General features: G+C 57.8%; 11 protein-coding genes. 5 read left to right on the top strand and 6 right to left on the bottom strand.

Annotation, left to right across the window (positions count from 1 at the left end):
• Positions 1-20: 20 nt before the first annotated feature.
• The 3 genes from amn to RHM65_RS09685 form a co-directional block, all read right to left on the bottom strand.
• Positions 21-1,484, bottom strand: a complete 1,464-nt coding sequence (amn, locus tag RHM65_RS09695) for an AMP nucleosidase (RefSeq protein ID WP_416194730.1) — start codon at positions 1,482-1,484, stop codon at positions 21-23.
• 153 nt (positions 1,485-1,637) lie between these two features.
• Positions 1,638-3,287, bottom strand: coding sequence for an acyl-CoA dehydrogenase family protein (locus tag RHM65_RS09690; protein ID WP_322184813.1), 1,650 nt, complete (start codon positions 3,285-3,287; stop codon positions 1,638-1,640).
• 318 nt (positions 3,288-3,605) lie between these two features.
• A complete protein-coding gene (locus RHM65_RS09685) occupies positions 3,606-5,591 on the bottom strand; it encodes a sensor histidine kinase (protein ID WP_416195122.1) in 1,986 nt (661 codons plus the stop codon).
• Positions 5,592-5,992: 401 nt separating this feature from the next.
• On the opposite strand from RHM65_RS09685, the gene RHM65_RS09680 reads away from it, so the two are divergent.
• Both RHM65_RS09680 and thiE read left to right on the top strand, forming a co-directional pair.
• The gene (locus tag RHM65_RS09680; protein WP_322166184.1) at positions 5,993-6,790 is read left to right on the top strand and encodes a hydroxymethylpyrimidine/phosphomethylpyrimidine kinase; all 798 of its coding nucleotides are present in this window, start codon (positions 5,993-5,995) and stop codon (positions 6,788-6,790) included.
• 37 nt (positions 6,791-6,827) lie between these two features.
• Positions 6,828-7,454, top strand: coding sequence for a thiamine phosphate synthase (gene thiE, locus RHM65_RS09675; RefSeq protein WP_322166185.1), 627 nt, complete (start codon positions 6,828-6,830; stop codon positions 7,452-7,454).
• Positions 7,455-7,460: 6 nt separating this feature from the next.
• On the opposite strand, the gene RHM65_RS09670 is transcribed toward thiE, so the two are convergent.
• Positions 7,461-7,988 carry a methylated-DNA--[protein]-cysteine S-methyltransferase gene (locus RHM65_RS09670; RefSeq protein ID WP_322184810.1) on the bottom strand — a complete coding sequence of 176 codons (528 nt, stop codon included), beginning with the start codon at positions 7,986-7,988 and terminating at the stop codon, positions 7,461-7,463.
• The gene (locus tag RHM65_RS09665) at positions 7,985-9,430 is read right to left on the bottom strand and encodes an AlkA N-terminal domain-containing protein (protein WP_322184808.1); all 1,446 of its coding nucleotides are present in this window, start codon (positions 9,428-9,430) and stop codon (positions 7,985-7,987) included. The genes RHM65_RS09670 and RHM65_RS09665 overlap by 4 nt, the downstream gene beginning before the upstream one ends.
• Positions 9,431-9,611: 181 nt before the next feature.
• On the opposite strand from RHM65_RS09665, the gene hemL reads away from it, so the two are divergent.
• Both hemL and RHM65_RS09655 read left to right on the top strand, forming a co-directional pair.
• Positions 9,612-10,895: a glutamate-1-semialdehyde 2,1-aminomutase gene (gene hemL, locus RHM65_RS09660; protein ID WP_322166188.1), complete on the top strand. Its 1,284-nt coding sequence runs from the start codon at positions 9,612-9,614 to the stop codon at positions 10,893-10,895.
• A 250-nt stretch (positions 10,896-11,145) separates the two neighbouring features.
• Entirely contained in the window at positions 11,146-11,694 is a 549-nt protein-coding gene (locus RHM65_RS09655) for a tetratricopeptide repeat protein (RefSeq protein ID WP_322166189.1), read from the top strand.
• A gap of 25 nt (positions 11,695-11,719) precedes the next feature.
• Here the strand turns inward: RHM65_RS09655 and RHM65_RS09650 are convergent, their stop codons facing one another.
• Entirely contained in the window at positions 11,720-12,046 is a 327-nt protein-coding gene (locus RHM65_RS09650) for a DUF1820 family protein (protein WP_322166190.1), read from the bottom strand.
• 130 nt (positions 12,047-12,176) lie between these two features.
• On the opposite strand from RHM65_RS09650, the gene miaB reads away from it, so the two are divergent.
• The gene (miaB, locus tag RHM65_RS09645) at positions 12,177-13,505 is read left to right on the top strand and encodes a tRNA (N6-isopentenyl adenosine(37)-C2)-methylthiotransferase MiaB (RefSeq protein WP_322166191.1); all 1,329 of its coding nucleotides are present in this window, start codon (positions 12,177-12,179) and stop codon (positions 13,503-13,505) included.
• Positions 13,506-13,507: the final 2 nt, after the last annotated feature.

Genomic DNA, 13,507 nt, shown 5'->3' with positions numbered 1-13,507 from the left:
TACCTAACCGAACCGCTCAATTAACGGAACGGCGGCTCATCGAAGCTGCGCAGTTTGCGTGAGTGCAGCGAGTTAAGCTGCGTGCGCAACAGGTCAACCGCCGCGATACCGATTTTCAAATGCTGACTGACCGCACGCTCGTAAAACGCGTTGGCCGAGCCAGGCAACTTGATTTCGCTGTGCAGCGGTTTATCCGACACACAAAGCAGCGTGCCGTAAGGCACCCGCAAGCGATAACCCTGGGCGGCGATGGTCCCGCTTTCCATGTCCACCGCGACTGCGCGGGACAGGTTGATCAGCGGACGTTCCTGTGCCCAACGCAATTCCCAGTTTCGGTCGTCGTAGGTCAAGACGGTGCCGGTGCGCAGACGCTTTTTGAGGTCGTCGCCGCGCTCGCCGGTGACTTGCGCAGCCGCTTCCTGCAAGGCGAGTTGAACTTCGGCCAACGCTGGAATCGGAATGTTCGGCGGCACCACCCGGTCGAGAATGCCATCGCGGCGCATGTAAGCGTGAGCCAACACGTAGTCGCCGATGGTCTGGGATTGGCGCAGGCCACCGCAGTGGCCGATCATCAGCCAGCAATGCGGACGCAATACTGCCAAGTGATCGGTGATGTTTTTCGCGTTGGATGGGCCAACGCCGATATTCACCAACGTTACGCCGTGGCCGTCGGAGGCGATCAAGTGATACGCCGGCATCTGATAGCGATGCCATACCACGCCGGCAACCACTGTCTGCGCTTCGTCATGGCTCATGCTCTTGTCGACCACCACGTTGCCCGGCAAGACCATGCGCAGGAAACGCGGGTCGTTGCGCAATTGATCCAGGCCATGGGCAATGAATTGGTCAACATAACGGTGATAGTTGGTCAGCAAAATCCACGGCTGCACATGGCGCCAGTCGCTGCCGGTGTAATGCACCAGACGGCGCAGGGAGAAATCCACCCGCGCGGCATCAAACAGCGCCAATGGCAATGGATCGGTGTTGGCCCAGTCATACAAGCCATCAGCGATGCCATCAGTGGCCGCCGACAGGTCGGTGCTCGGGAAGACCCGGGCCAGCGCAGCGGCGGTAACGCCGGAACCGGCCAACTCATCGCCTTGCTCAACCACGTACGGGTAAGGAATGTTTTGCTCGCTGACGCCCACGGTTACCGTGACGGTAAAGTCATTCATCAAGGGCACCAATTGCTCAAGCAAGTAGGCGCGAAACGATGACGGGTGGGTGACGGTGACGCTGTAAGTGCCGGGCAGCTGGACTTTGGCATAGGCGCGAGTCGTCAGCGGCACTTCACCCTGGCAGAGATAAACCAGACGCAATTCGGGGTAGCGGAACAGTTCACGCTCTGCCGCCGTCGGTTCGACGCGGTCTTTGAGGTATCGCTTGAGCGCTTGGCTCAACGCACTGGTGGCCCGCTCATGCAACACGGCAAGGCGGTCTACAGCTTGCTCGGCCGTTTCAACGACAATAAAAGCTTCGGTCACGTTACATATCCTGTCTGATCTTGCAGGCTTGTATCTTGCCTGCATCTTCCTGTAGGAGCCAACTTGTTGGCGATTTTGCAAACTGTGCGGGTTGTCTCGGACACTGCGTTGAGAGCTTCGCCAACACGCTGGATCCCACAGAGGGTGTCAATTTCAACCGACCTGTGGCGACGAGCGCGCCACCAGCGCAGCCACATCGACGCCCCTTGGAAGCGCGCCATAGACCCGGCCTGCCGAGCCCAGTCGGCTGCTGATGAAGCCATCACTGACACTGGCATTCCCCGCTTCGAGCAGCAGCTTTGCTTGCAGGCCAATGGCGATGTCTTCGGTCAGCTGCCGCGCGCGATATTGAATGTCAGTGGTGTCCTTGAACGCGCTTTTCAGCTGATCGATGTGGCCAGCCAATCGTCGGTCGCCATGGCCGTCGCCCAATTCCGCGAACAACGCATCCAGTACGCCCGGCTCTTTCGACAGCGCGCGCAACACGTCGAGGCATTGCACGTTGCCGGAACCCTCCCACGTCGAGTTCACCGGCGCCTCACGGTACAGACGCGGCAAAATACTGTCCTCGACATAACCGGCACCGCCCATGCATTCAGCCGCTTCGTTGATCATCGCCGGGGCACGCTTGCAAATCCAATACTTGCCCACCGCCGTGACCAGTCGGGCAAAGCGGCCTTCCTGGGAGTCTTCCAGATGATCCAGCGCTCGGCCCATGCGCATCGTCAGCGCAAGTGCTGCTTCGCTTTCCAGCGCCAGATCGGCCAATACGTTTTGCATCAGCGGTTGCTCGCTGAGCACCCGGCCACCGACGCTGCGGTGCGCGCAATGATGCGCGGCTTGGGTGAGGGCTTGGCGCATTAGGGCGCTGGAACCGACCATGCAATCAAAACGGGTCATGGCGACCATCTCGATAATCGTCGGTACGCCACGGCCTTCTTCGCCAATCATCCAGGCCAGCGCGCCGCGAAACTCAACCTCACTGGAGGCATTCGAGCAATTACCGAGCTTGTTTTTCAGGCGCTGGATGTAGAACTCATTGCGGCTGTCGTCTGGCCGATGACGCGGCAAAAGAAAACAGGTCAGGCCTTTCTCGGTTTGCGCCAATGTCAGGAACGCATCACACATCGGCGCGGAGCAAAACCATTTATGCCCGACCAGCTCGTACGCTTGACCCGACCCCGTAGCGCCCACCGGATAAGCCTTGGTGGTGTTGGCACGCACGTCGGTGCCGCCTTGTTTTTCGGTCATTGCCATGCCAATGGTCGCACCCGCTTTATGGCCAATGCCTACGTTGCGCGGGTCATATTCAGTCGCGAGAATTTTCGGCAGCCAAATGTCGGCCAGGTCGGGCTGGATTCTCATCGCTGGCACACTGGCAAAAGTCATGGTCAACGGACAACCGCTGCCCGCTTCGGCCTGGCTGTGTAAATAGCTCATGGCCGCACGGGCAACATGGGCGCCGGGTTGTGGGTCAGTCCAGGGCAAGGACGGCAACCCATGCTCGACGGCGGTGCGCATCAGTTCGTGGTAAGCAGGGTGGAATTCAACCAGGTCAATCCGATGCCCATAGCGGTCATGGCTGACGAACACCGGTTTGTTTTCATTGGCCAGAAAACCCGCCGTCATCAGCGGCCCACCAGCCAGCGCGCCGTAGGTGTCAATTCGCGACTGCGCCCAACCCGCCCCATAACGCAGCGACCATTCCTGCAATGGCAGATCAATACGGTACAGATTGACGCCGTCCAACGACGGGGGCTGATTGGTCACTTCATGGGTTTCGGCGAACTGGTGCAGGTTCATGAGGGCGCTCCTCCGGGCTCGGACGCGCCAAAGGACACGCCCATGAAGTGCAGTGAATCACGCGCGACGAGGCTTTACAAAGCGCCATATCGGACTTAAATACCGGCAGTTTCACCTCAAAACCCTATGAAATACCCCCACCTCGGTGGAAGACGCCCCAGCGTCCTCGACACCGTGCTATCGCCCTAGATGCTGTGGGAGCAGGCTTGCCTGCGAAAAGGTCCATAATCGCGCCGCTGATGTCGACCTGAAACCTGGTTCGCCTGCATTAATGCCTTCGTTGGCAAGCCACACAGAGACTTCGGCATGCACAGCCGATTAAAGCGTGTGAGTTACCAACGAACAACGCTGTGGCTCAACATCGGAATGGCCCAATTCAACGCGCAACGTGAAGCAACTGCCTCTTCCAGGCTCGGACTGATGGCTCAACGTTCCGCCCATGAGCCCGATCAATTGTCGACAAATCGCGAGACCAATGCCCAACCCGCCATATTCCCGCGTCATTGAGCCGTCCACTTGGAAAAATGTCTGATACAACGCCGCCTCGTCCAACCGACCAAAGCCGATACCGCTGTCGATGACTTCAATCAGTACTGTGTGTGTTTGCAGGTAGTCGGACTTGCCGGTGATTCTGACGCTGACGCTGCCGGCCTTGGTGAATTTGATCGCGTTATCCAACAAGCAACCGATGCATTGTTGCAGCTTGCTGACATCGCCCAGCAGGCTGTCCGGAAGCGCTTCATCCAGTTCGATGAAGAAACTCAAATGCTTGGCCTGAGCCTCGCTGACGTATTGCCTGCGCAGCTCCGCAACCAGCCAACGCAGACTGAACGGCTCGTTGACCGCATACAACTTGCCCGCCTGCAATTCGGTAAGGGTCAAAATACCATTGACCATGCCCATCATGTCTTGGGCAGAGTTGGCCGCGGTTTGTTGGTAGAGCTGGAATTCGCTGTCCATTGGCATCATCTGCATCAACTCCAGTGAACCGATCACACCGTTCATGGGCGTGCGCAATTCATGGGTCAAGGTGGCGAGGAACTCATCCTTCAATCGGTTACTGGTCTCCAGTTTCTGGTTCAAGCGCTCCAGCTTCTGACCGGCCTCCAACAGAATCTGCGCCTGCTGCTCGCGCATCATGTTGATGCGGTCGGCCAGCGCCAGCGACAGCAGCGCCACTTCCAATACCGATCCGATCTGGCTGGAATACATGGTCAGGAAGTTATTAGGTAGATAACCCATAAGCATGAACGCATTGATCAGTCCACCCGAGAGGAATACCGACCAAGCCACGATGTAATACCGTGCCACGCGCAGTCCACGAACCTTGGCGGTAATCCCGGTGGCGACGATCACAAGCGTGAACAACAAGACCAAACCGGTTGCCAAGCGCAGCGCCACACCGTAGTCCATGGTTACCGACAGCACCATGACCACTGCGGCAAAGGCCATGAGCAACTTCAGCGACCGATCAAGCCAGCGGTTCAGTGAGGGCGTTTGAAGGAAATGCCGAGAAAACTGACTGGCAAAAAACACGGCTGAACCCACCAAAAATGGCGTCGAAGCATTGGCCCACCACGGGTTGTTCGGCCAGAAAAATTCGATCCCCGCTCCGTTTACCGAAATTTGATACAGGCCAAATGACGCGATATAGAGGATGTAATACAGGTAACTGGTGTCACGCACGCCAATGTAAATGAACAGGTTGTAGATCAGCATTCCCACCAACATGCCGTAGATCAGCCCAAGCACATAGATGCGTGCAGGCTGCGCTTCGATGTAGGCGTGACTGGACCAAAGTGCAAGGGGCGCCTGGATGGAACCATGCCCGGCAACACGCACGTACAGTGTCTTGACCTCATCGGGCGGAAGGTTCAGGTCGAATAAAAAGTTATTCTGCTTAATCTGCCGGCTGGAGAACGGCAACATGTCTCCGGTCTGCCATGCCAGCCGAAAGCGCCCTGAGGCATCGGCGGTGTATAGATCGACGTGATCCATCGGCGGATAGGCCATTTCCAATAGCCAGTCCGGCCGCGCGTCCAAATGTTCCGGGCGAAATTGCAGGTCAACTTTCAACCAATACGCGGAGCGTGAGTAACCCGCGTTGAGTGCCTCGGCGTTTAGATCGCGAAACCGGCCTTGCAGTGTCGGGTCGCTCACCTCTTCAATCGTCGCGCCCCCCGTGACGTCTTCAAACACTTGAACAGCTCGCCCCAAAGGCAAAGTCCGGGTGGTTTCGTCGAATTCGACGGCGCCGGCCAACAACGGTAGCCAAGCGACCAGCATAATCAGCAAATAGCGCATACAGTCCCAGCGTGGCCCCGTCCGACTGGTCGCAAAGCCTCCTTTCCCTAGAGACGACGTCAGCCGGAAGATCCTGTTATTGATGGAAAACAGTCAGCACGGTGTGAGACCGATCTTATAATGTGTCCGTATATTTCATCAACGTACCCGCATGCCCTGCACATCAAGCTGGGCTCAGCGTAGACCGTTCGTCAGAAGTTGTGAGCATAACGGCGAATGATGCCCAGACACTACTCTTTTTAAATTGGACGAAAGGCTCTAGGCCGGGCATTACAAGGATTTTTTGTTTGTTACATGACGTAGCCAAGCTAATAGCCCCGGTAATGCCGTTTGCGCAAACGAAAAAAAATCCTGCACCCGCCAGCGGCCCCGGAAAATGTTTGGTGGTAAGCTCGCGCACCATGAATACCTATAGCTCCCGCCCCGTTGTCCTCTGTCTCTCCGGCCACGACCCTAGTGGTGGCGCCGGCATGCAGGCCGATATTGAAGCCCTTCTCGCTCAAGGCTGCCACGCTGCACCGGCAATCACCGCCCTGACCGTACAAGACACCGTTAACGTCACCGATTTCCGGGTGTTGGACCGTGAGTGGGTATTGGCGCAGGCCAATGCAGTGCTTAATGATTCCACCGTGGCGGCGATCAAGTTGGGGATGCTTGGTTCGCTGGAAATGGTCGACACCGTCGTCGGATTGCTGGAAGCACACCCGCATCTGCCACTGGTGTGCGACCCGGTCCTGCGTGCGGGTGGCGGTGGTCGCCTGGGCAAGGATGAGGTCGGTTACGCCATGCGCGAGCGGCTGCTGCCATTGGCAACCATCGCAACCCCGAACCTGCCTGAAGCACGGATCCTCGCCGAATTGCCTGAAGGCACGGCAGACGAATGCGCCGAGAAACTGCTGCCGTTCTGCAAGCACCTGCTGATCACCGGCGGCCACGGTGACGAAGAGCTTATCCATAACCGCCTATACATCCGTGGCGGTGAAACGCGCACGTTTACCTGCCAACGTTTGCCCGGCAGTTATCACGGTTCTGGCTGTACGCTGGCCAGCGCCTTGGCTGGACGCTTGGCACTTGGCGAGAATCTGATCAGCGCTGTCCAATCGGCGCTCAACTACACTTGGCGTACGCTGCGCGACGCTGAACAGTTGGGCAAAGGGCAATTTGTTCCGCGCCGCTTGCCACTGGATTTTTGCTCGTAACGCGACGCTTTGGGGCCAGACTGATGAAGCTACAACAATGAAATTACGTGGCCTGTATGCCGTTACTGACAGCCAACTGTTGGCTGGTAAGTTTTTGTCTTATGTCGAAGCTGCCCTTGAGGGCGGCGTGACCCTGCTGCAGTACCGCGACAAAAGCAGTGATGAAGCTCGCCGCCTGCGCGAAGCGGACACCCTTCTGCGGCTGTGCGAACGCTATAAGACTCAATTGATTATTAACGACGACGCTGAACTGGCGGCACGTCTCGGCGTTGGCGTACACCTGGGACAGACCGATGGCTCGCTATCCACGGCCCGCGCGCTGTTGCGGCACAAAGCAATCATTGGCGCGACCTGCCACGGACAACTGGAACTGGCCGATCAAGCCAAAGCCGATGGGGCGAGTTATGTCGCGTTTGGACGCTTTTTTAACTCAAATACCAAACCGGGTGCGCCGGTCGCAACCCTCGATTTGTTGGATCGGGCTCGTGCCCGCATTCACTTACCGATTGCCGTGATTGGCGGTATCACGCTGGAAAATGCCGCGCCGCTGGTGGAGCATGGCGCCGATTTATTGGCCGTGGTTCACGGTTTGTTCGGTGCTGACAGCGCTCAAGAAGTAACGCGCCGCGCCAAGGCGTTTAACGCACTGTTCAAACCCAGCTGATTGCCACTACCCGTTTGAAGTGATCAGTTCAAACTCCGATCCGACAGGCCTGCCGCTCATATTTTCCAGTGACAGCAGCGCCTGTTTGCGATCGACCCCACCCGCGTAGCCCGTCAAGCCACCACTGCCGCCGATAACCCGGTGGCAGGGAACAATAATCGATATCGGGTTTCTGCCATTGGCGGTGCCCACCGCTCGCGAATGTCCGCTACCCAACCCCATGTTCTTCGCCAAGGTGCCGTAGGACACAATCTCTCCATACGGAATTAACGACAGCTGTTGCCAGACCAAGCGCTGGAACGGCGTGCCACGCATCAACAATGGCAGCGTGAACACCCGTCGTTCGCCGCTGAAAAACTCAGCCAGTTGCTCGCGCGCCAGGATTACGACCCTGGGGACTGAAGGCTCGTCAGGCAGGAACATCAGGTCGGGGTAGTATTTTTGACCGACGAAAAATACCCCGGTCAATGCGTCGTCCTCCACCCGCAGGGCAATGTCGCCGAGCGGACTCGCTGCTAGATAGCCCTGGTTCATGATTTCTTTGCCTCGTGTTGTCGCCACAGATGCACGGTGGCATAAGCGCGCCACGGTGCCCACTGACTGGCGTGCTCATTCAAGAGCGCCACCGCTGAATAGCCCAGGTATTTTTTCAGTACCGCATCCCCTTCCGGGAAGGCGTTGGGCCAACCGAGCGCGCGCATGGCGATGTATTGCACAGTCCACTCGCCTACCCCGCGAATAGCGCGCAGTGCCGCCAACGTATCTTCCAGCGGGACCAGCGGTTCGAGGGTTATTCGACCGGAGGCTACTGCTTGCGCGATAGCAATAATGGCCTCGGCGCGGATGCGAATCAGGCCAGTGCCGATCAACTCCTCGGCCGACAGTTGAGCAATGTCGCCCGCCGTCGGGAACGCACTGAGCAAATCAAAGGGCGCATCCGGCACTTTTGTGCCGAACCGTTCGGCGATTCGACCCAATACTATTCGGGCGTTCGCCACCGAAATTTGCTGCCCGACAATCGCGCGAACCGCAATTTCAAATCCGTCGACAGCACCCGGCACGCGCATGCCCGGCAAATCCGCTGCCAGCGCGCCAAGGTGCGCATCAACCAGATCTGGCCGACAGTCCGTGTCGAAAAGTCGGCGCACACGCCCCAGAAGCGGCGCAATCCCATAGTGCAACGACGCCGAAACAGTCACCACCAACGTATGTCGCAACGGTGCGTGTTCGACACTGATCCAGCCGAGCAATGGACGCCCCGCGTGCTCAAACGCGATGATCCGCGCGTAACGGTCGTCACCCACATGCTCGACACCACGGACCTGACGATGGGCAAGAAAATCGAGCACGCCGCGCCATGCAAACGGCGGCCGATAAGACAGCTCAAATTTCATCACGTCTGAATCCGGCGTACGGCTCGTCTTTCTCAGCCGTAGGGGATTTAACCCGTACTTCGACTGAAACACGTCATTGAAACGCCTGACGCTACCAAACCCAGCGGCCAGCGCCACTTCAGTGACCGGCAGTTGAGTGTCCGTCAGCAGCCGCTTGGCGATTAACAGGCGCTGGGTTTGCGTGTACGCCGTCATCGACACACCAAATTCCGCTTCGAAAATCCGCCTCAGGTGTCGTGTCGTGATACCCACGCGGTCGGCCAGCGCTGACAGGTTTTTACCGTTCAGAAAACCGTCTTCAATCAATCGCGCAGCGGCTTGCGCCAGCCCGCTGGAAAGATCGAGCACCCCATGACCGGGCGCCAGTTCCGGGCGGCAACGTAAGCAAGGCCGAAAGCCCGCATGCTCTGCCGCCGCCGCGCTGGAATAGAAGCTGCAATTCTTGGCCTGGGGCGCCCGCGCCGGGCATATCGGACGGCAATAGATACCCGTCGACGACACCCCCATGAAAAACCAACCATCAAAGCGGCGGTCTCGGGCGACGAAGGCGGCGTAGCAAACCAGCGGATCGAGAGTGTTCATGAGCAGGACTGTAATAGAGACGTTTGGAAAAGTCTGGCCAAATTCGGACATGTATAGCCCTGCCGGACGTAGGTATAATCCGTCTCCTGCACATTCTGGACAACCGCCTACGCCGACCAGCACGCGTCGCCGCTGTGATCCGCGCAGGACACATTTTTGGTTCAACAGCTGAGACCCCATCATGTCCCGTTCTGAAATCCTGTTTGCCAACGCCCAAAAACACATCCCTGGCGGCGTCAATTCGCCCGTTCGCGCGTTCAAAAGCGTGGGTGGCACGCCGCTGTTTTTCAAGCATGCGGCAGGTGCTTACGTCACCGATGAAGACGACAAGCGTTACGTGGATTACGTCGGTTCATGGGGGCCGATGATTCTCGGCCACAGCCATCCGCAAGTTCTAGACGCCGTGCGTAAGCAGTTGGAACACGGTTTGTCGTACGGCGCGCCGACAGCGCTGGAAACCGAAATGGCCGATCTGGTGTGCGCCCTCGTGCCTTCGATGGAGATGGTGCGGATGGTCAGCTCCGGCACCGAAGCGACCATGAGTGCAATTCGCTTGGCCCGTGGTTTCACCGGCCGCGACAGCATTATCAAATTCGAAGGCTGCTACCACGGCCACTCAGACAGCCTGTTGGTAAAAGCCGGCTCCGGCGCGTTGACTCAAGGGGTACCCAGCTCTGCGGGCGTCCCTGCCGCGTTCGCCAAACACACCCTGACCACCGCGTTCAACGACATTGATGCCGTCGCAAAAATGCTCGATGAAGTGGGCCAGGAAGTGGCGTGCATCATCGTTGAGCCGGTGGCCGGCAACATGAATTGCGTCCCGCCTGCACCCGGCTTTCTCGAAGGCTTGCGCACGCTGTGTGATAAACACGGCGTGGTGTTGATTTTCGACGAAGTGATGACCGGTTTCCGTGTCGCATTGGGCGGCGCTCAGGCGCACTACGGCGTCACGCCGGACTTGAGCACCTTTGGCAAAATCATCGGTGGCGGTATGCCGGTTGGCTGCTTCGGCGGCAAACGCGAAATCATGTCCCACATCGCACCCTTGGGCCCGGTTTACCAAGCCGGTACGTTGTCCGGCAACCCACTGGCCATGGCGGCGGGCCTGGCAACATTGCGCCTGATCAGCCGCCCCGGCTTCCATGACGAACTCAGCGCATTCACCACCCGCCTGCTCGCGGGCCTCAAACAACGCGCCGATGCAGCGGGTATTGCGTTCGTGACTACCCAGGCCGGCGGCATGTTTGGTCTGTATTTCAGTGACCTCCCGGAAATCGTCACTTTCAACGACGTCATGACCAGCGACGCGGACCGCTTCAAGCGCTTCTTCCACGCGATGCTCGATGGCGGCGTGTACTTGGCACCGAGCGCGTTCGAAGCAGGCTTCACCTCAATCGTCCACGGCGACGCTGAACTGCAACTGACCCTTGATGCCGCCGAGAAAGCATTTGCTGCGCTGAAATAAGCCTTCATAGGCGCTAACTTGTTGGCGAGAGGCTCGATGCGGTGAGACAGTAGCGCCGCTTCGCCAACAAGTTGGCTCCTGCAGAAGATTAAAAAGCACGGTAATCTCTCGCAAAATCAGGCACATCAAGCCCGTGCAGCAGAAATTCCGTAAAGACTTTGTAAGGTTGGCCCCGCTTCTTTCATAATGTGCCGCCAGCGCGATCTGCTGGACGGGTACGCCCGCACCTTTTAGAGGTAAGTCGACTCCCATGAACCGCACCGGCCGCACCCTTGCTTTGGGCTGCCTGTTGCTTCTTCATCCCCTGCTGGCAAATGCAGGTGGCAACTCGTTGTTAATCCCAGCGGTGGGTCGCTGCACCCTCAATACTCAGCCCGATAATCGGCCTGAAGCATTGGCGGTTTGCCAAAAAGCAGCACAAGCCGGGGATGCACAGGCGCAATTCGAGTTGGGACAGTTCTACTACGACGGCAAAAATGCGCCTCGTGATTTAACTCAAGCACTCAACTATTTCGAGCAGGCTTCGCTGCAAGGCCATGCCCAGGCGCAATATCGACTGGGTTTAATGTTTTTCCATGGCGAAGGCGTGCAAGCCAATAACATTCAGGCGTATATCGTGCTGAAGATGGCCGCCGTCAACGGCTCGGAAGATGCGCTGGACAGCGCGGATGAAGTGTCGGCGAAGATGAAGCGCGATGAGCTGGAAGTCGCTACCCAGGTGCTGGGCCAGATTTTCCGTAATTATTTGCTGGAACTGCAAACGGCTGAAGGCCGCACACCATTCGCCCCCCTGCCTTGACACAATGACCCGCTGATCGAACTGCTTATTTGTCCGGCATTGGCATCGGAAAAGGCATCACGTTGCTTGTACCCCGCGCCTCGCTGATCTTCGGCGTTCCCACACGCTCGACTTCATCGATGCGTACAATCGAATGCATCGGCACAAAACTGCGGACCACGCCTTCGAACTGAGCCTTGAGCTTCTCTTCGCTCGGGTCTACCACCACGGTCGTACGCTCACCGAAGACGAATTCTTCCACCTCCAGAAAACCCCACAGATCACTCTGATAGATTTGCTTGGCGTACATTTCGAACACCTGGCCCTGGTTGAGAAAAATCACCTTATAAATTGGAGCTTCGCGTTTGATCATGGCGGGCGGCTAAAAATCGGGGGCTTAAAGAGGGCGCGAACTATAGCACGTCCGTCAGACAGTCAGCGCTAGGAACCAGACACCCGCACCCCTATAATGCTCGGTTCTTCGAATCAACTGATGATCACGCATGGCCAAGAAGCTTTATATCGAAACCCACGGTTGCCAAATGAACGAGTACGACAGCTCGCGCATGGTCGATCTGCTGGGCGAACATCAAGCCCTGGAAGTCACTGCTCGTGCAGAAGATGCCGACGTTATCCTGCTTAATACCTGTTCAATCCGCGAGCGCGCCCAAGACCGGGTGTATTCCCAACTGGGTCGCTGGCGCGAGCTGAAACTGGCCAATCCGGAGATGGTGATCGCTGTCGGCGGGTGTGTGGCCAGCCAGGAAGGTGCCGCGATTCGTGACCGCGCACCCTACGTGGACGTTGTGTTTGGCCCGCAAACCCTGCACCGCTTGCCGGAAATGATCAACGCTGCGCGCCTCACTGGTCTGCCGCAGGTTGATGTTTCGTTCCCGGAAATCGAAAAATTCGACCATTTGCCCGAACCTCGCGTCGATGGCCCGAGTGCTTTTGTATCGGTGATGGAAGGTTGCAGCAAATACTGCACGTTCTGCGTCGTGCCTTATACCCGTGGCGAAGAAGTCAGCCGTCCGTTCGATGACGTGGTGAGCGAGGTCATGCACCTGGCCGAAAACGGCGTGCGTGAAGTCACTCTGCTGGGTCAGAACGTGAATGGCTATCGCGGTACGACCCATGATGGACGGTTGGCAGATCTGGCCGAGTTGATCCGCGTCGTGGCGGCCGTCGACGGCATCGACCGCATTCGCTACACCACGTCGCACCCACTGGAGTTTTCGGACAGCCTGATCCTGGCCCATGCCGAAGTGCCTCAACTGGTGAAACATCTGCATTTACCGGTGCAGTCGGGCTCCGATCGGATTCTTTCGGCCATGAAGCGCAACCACACCGCGCTCGAATACAAATCCAAACTGCGCAAGCTGAGGGCTGCCGTTCCGGGTATCAGCATCAGTTCGGACTTCATCGTCGGCTTCCCTGGCGAGACCGAAAAAGACTTCGAACAGACCATGAAATTGATCGAAGACGTGGGCTTCGACTTCTCGTTCTCCTTCGTCTACAGCCCGCGCCCCGGCACGCCTGCGGCAGACATTAAGGACGACACACCGGAAACCCTGAAAAAACAGCGCCTGGCCGCCTTGCAGCACCGCCTGAATCAACAGGGTTACGAGATCAGTCGGCAAATGGTCGGCAGCACCCAGCGGATTCTGGTCACTGATTATTCGAAAAAAGACCCTGGAGAATTGCAGGGACGTACCGAGAACAACCGGATCGTCAACTTCCGCTGTGACAATCCGAAACTGATTGGCCAGTTCGCCGATGTCCATATCGACGACGCGCAACCGCATTCGTTGCGCGGGTCGTTATTGCAATAAAC

The sequence above is a fragment of the Pseudomonas sp. CCI4.2 genome (genome assembly GCF_034350045.1).
In the GTDB taxonomy this organism is placed as follows: Bacteria; Pseudomonadota; Gammaproteobacteria; order Pseudomonadales; family Pseudomonadaceae; genus Aquipseudomonas.
Note: the sequence above shows the minus strand (reverse complement) of the source record. Positions and strands in the feature narration are given on the sequence as shown.

Bases quoted from the DNA above. Each gene is read 5' to 3' on its own strand.
- RHM65_RS09670 (WP_322184810.1), bottom strand. From the start codon at position 7,988: ATGAACCAGGGCTATCTAGCAGCGAGTCCGCTCGGCGACATTGCCCTG.
- RHM65_RS09690 (WP_322184813.1), bottom strand. From the start codon at position 3,287: ATGAACCTGCACCAGTTCGCCGAAACCCATGAAGTGACCAATCAGCCC.
- RHM65_RS09685 (WP_416195122.1), bottom strand. From the start codon at position 5,591: ATGCGCTATTTGCTGATTATGCTGGTCGCTTGGCTACCGTTGTTGGCC.
- miaB (WP_322166191.1), top strand. From the start codon at position 12,177: ATGGCCAAGAAGCTTTATATCGAAACCCACGGTTGCCAAATGAACGAG.
- RHM65_RS09650 (WP_322166190.1), bottom strand. From the start codon at position 12,046: ATGATCAAACGCGAAGCTCCAATTTATAAGGTGATTTTTCTCAACCAG.
- RHM65_RS09680 (WP_322166184.1), top strand. From the start codon at position 5,993: ATGAATACCTATAGCTCCCGCCCCGTTGTCCTCTGTCTCTCCGGCCAC.
- hemL (WP_322166188.1), top strand. From the start codon at position 9,612: ATGTCCCGTTCTGAAATCCTGTTTGCCAACGCCCAAAAACACATCCCT.
- RHM65_RS09655 (WP_322166189.1), top strand. From the start codon at position 11,146: ATGAACCGCACCGGCCGCACCCTTGCTTTGGGCTGCCTGTTGCTTCTT.
- thiE (WP_322166185.1), top strand. From the start codon at position 6,828: ATGAAATTACGTGGCCTGTATGCCGTTACTGACAGCCAACTGTTGGCT.
- RHM65_RS09665 (WP_322184808.1), bottom strand. From the start codon at position 9,430: ATGAACACTCTCGATCCGCTGGTTTGCTACGCCGCCTTCGTCGCCCGA.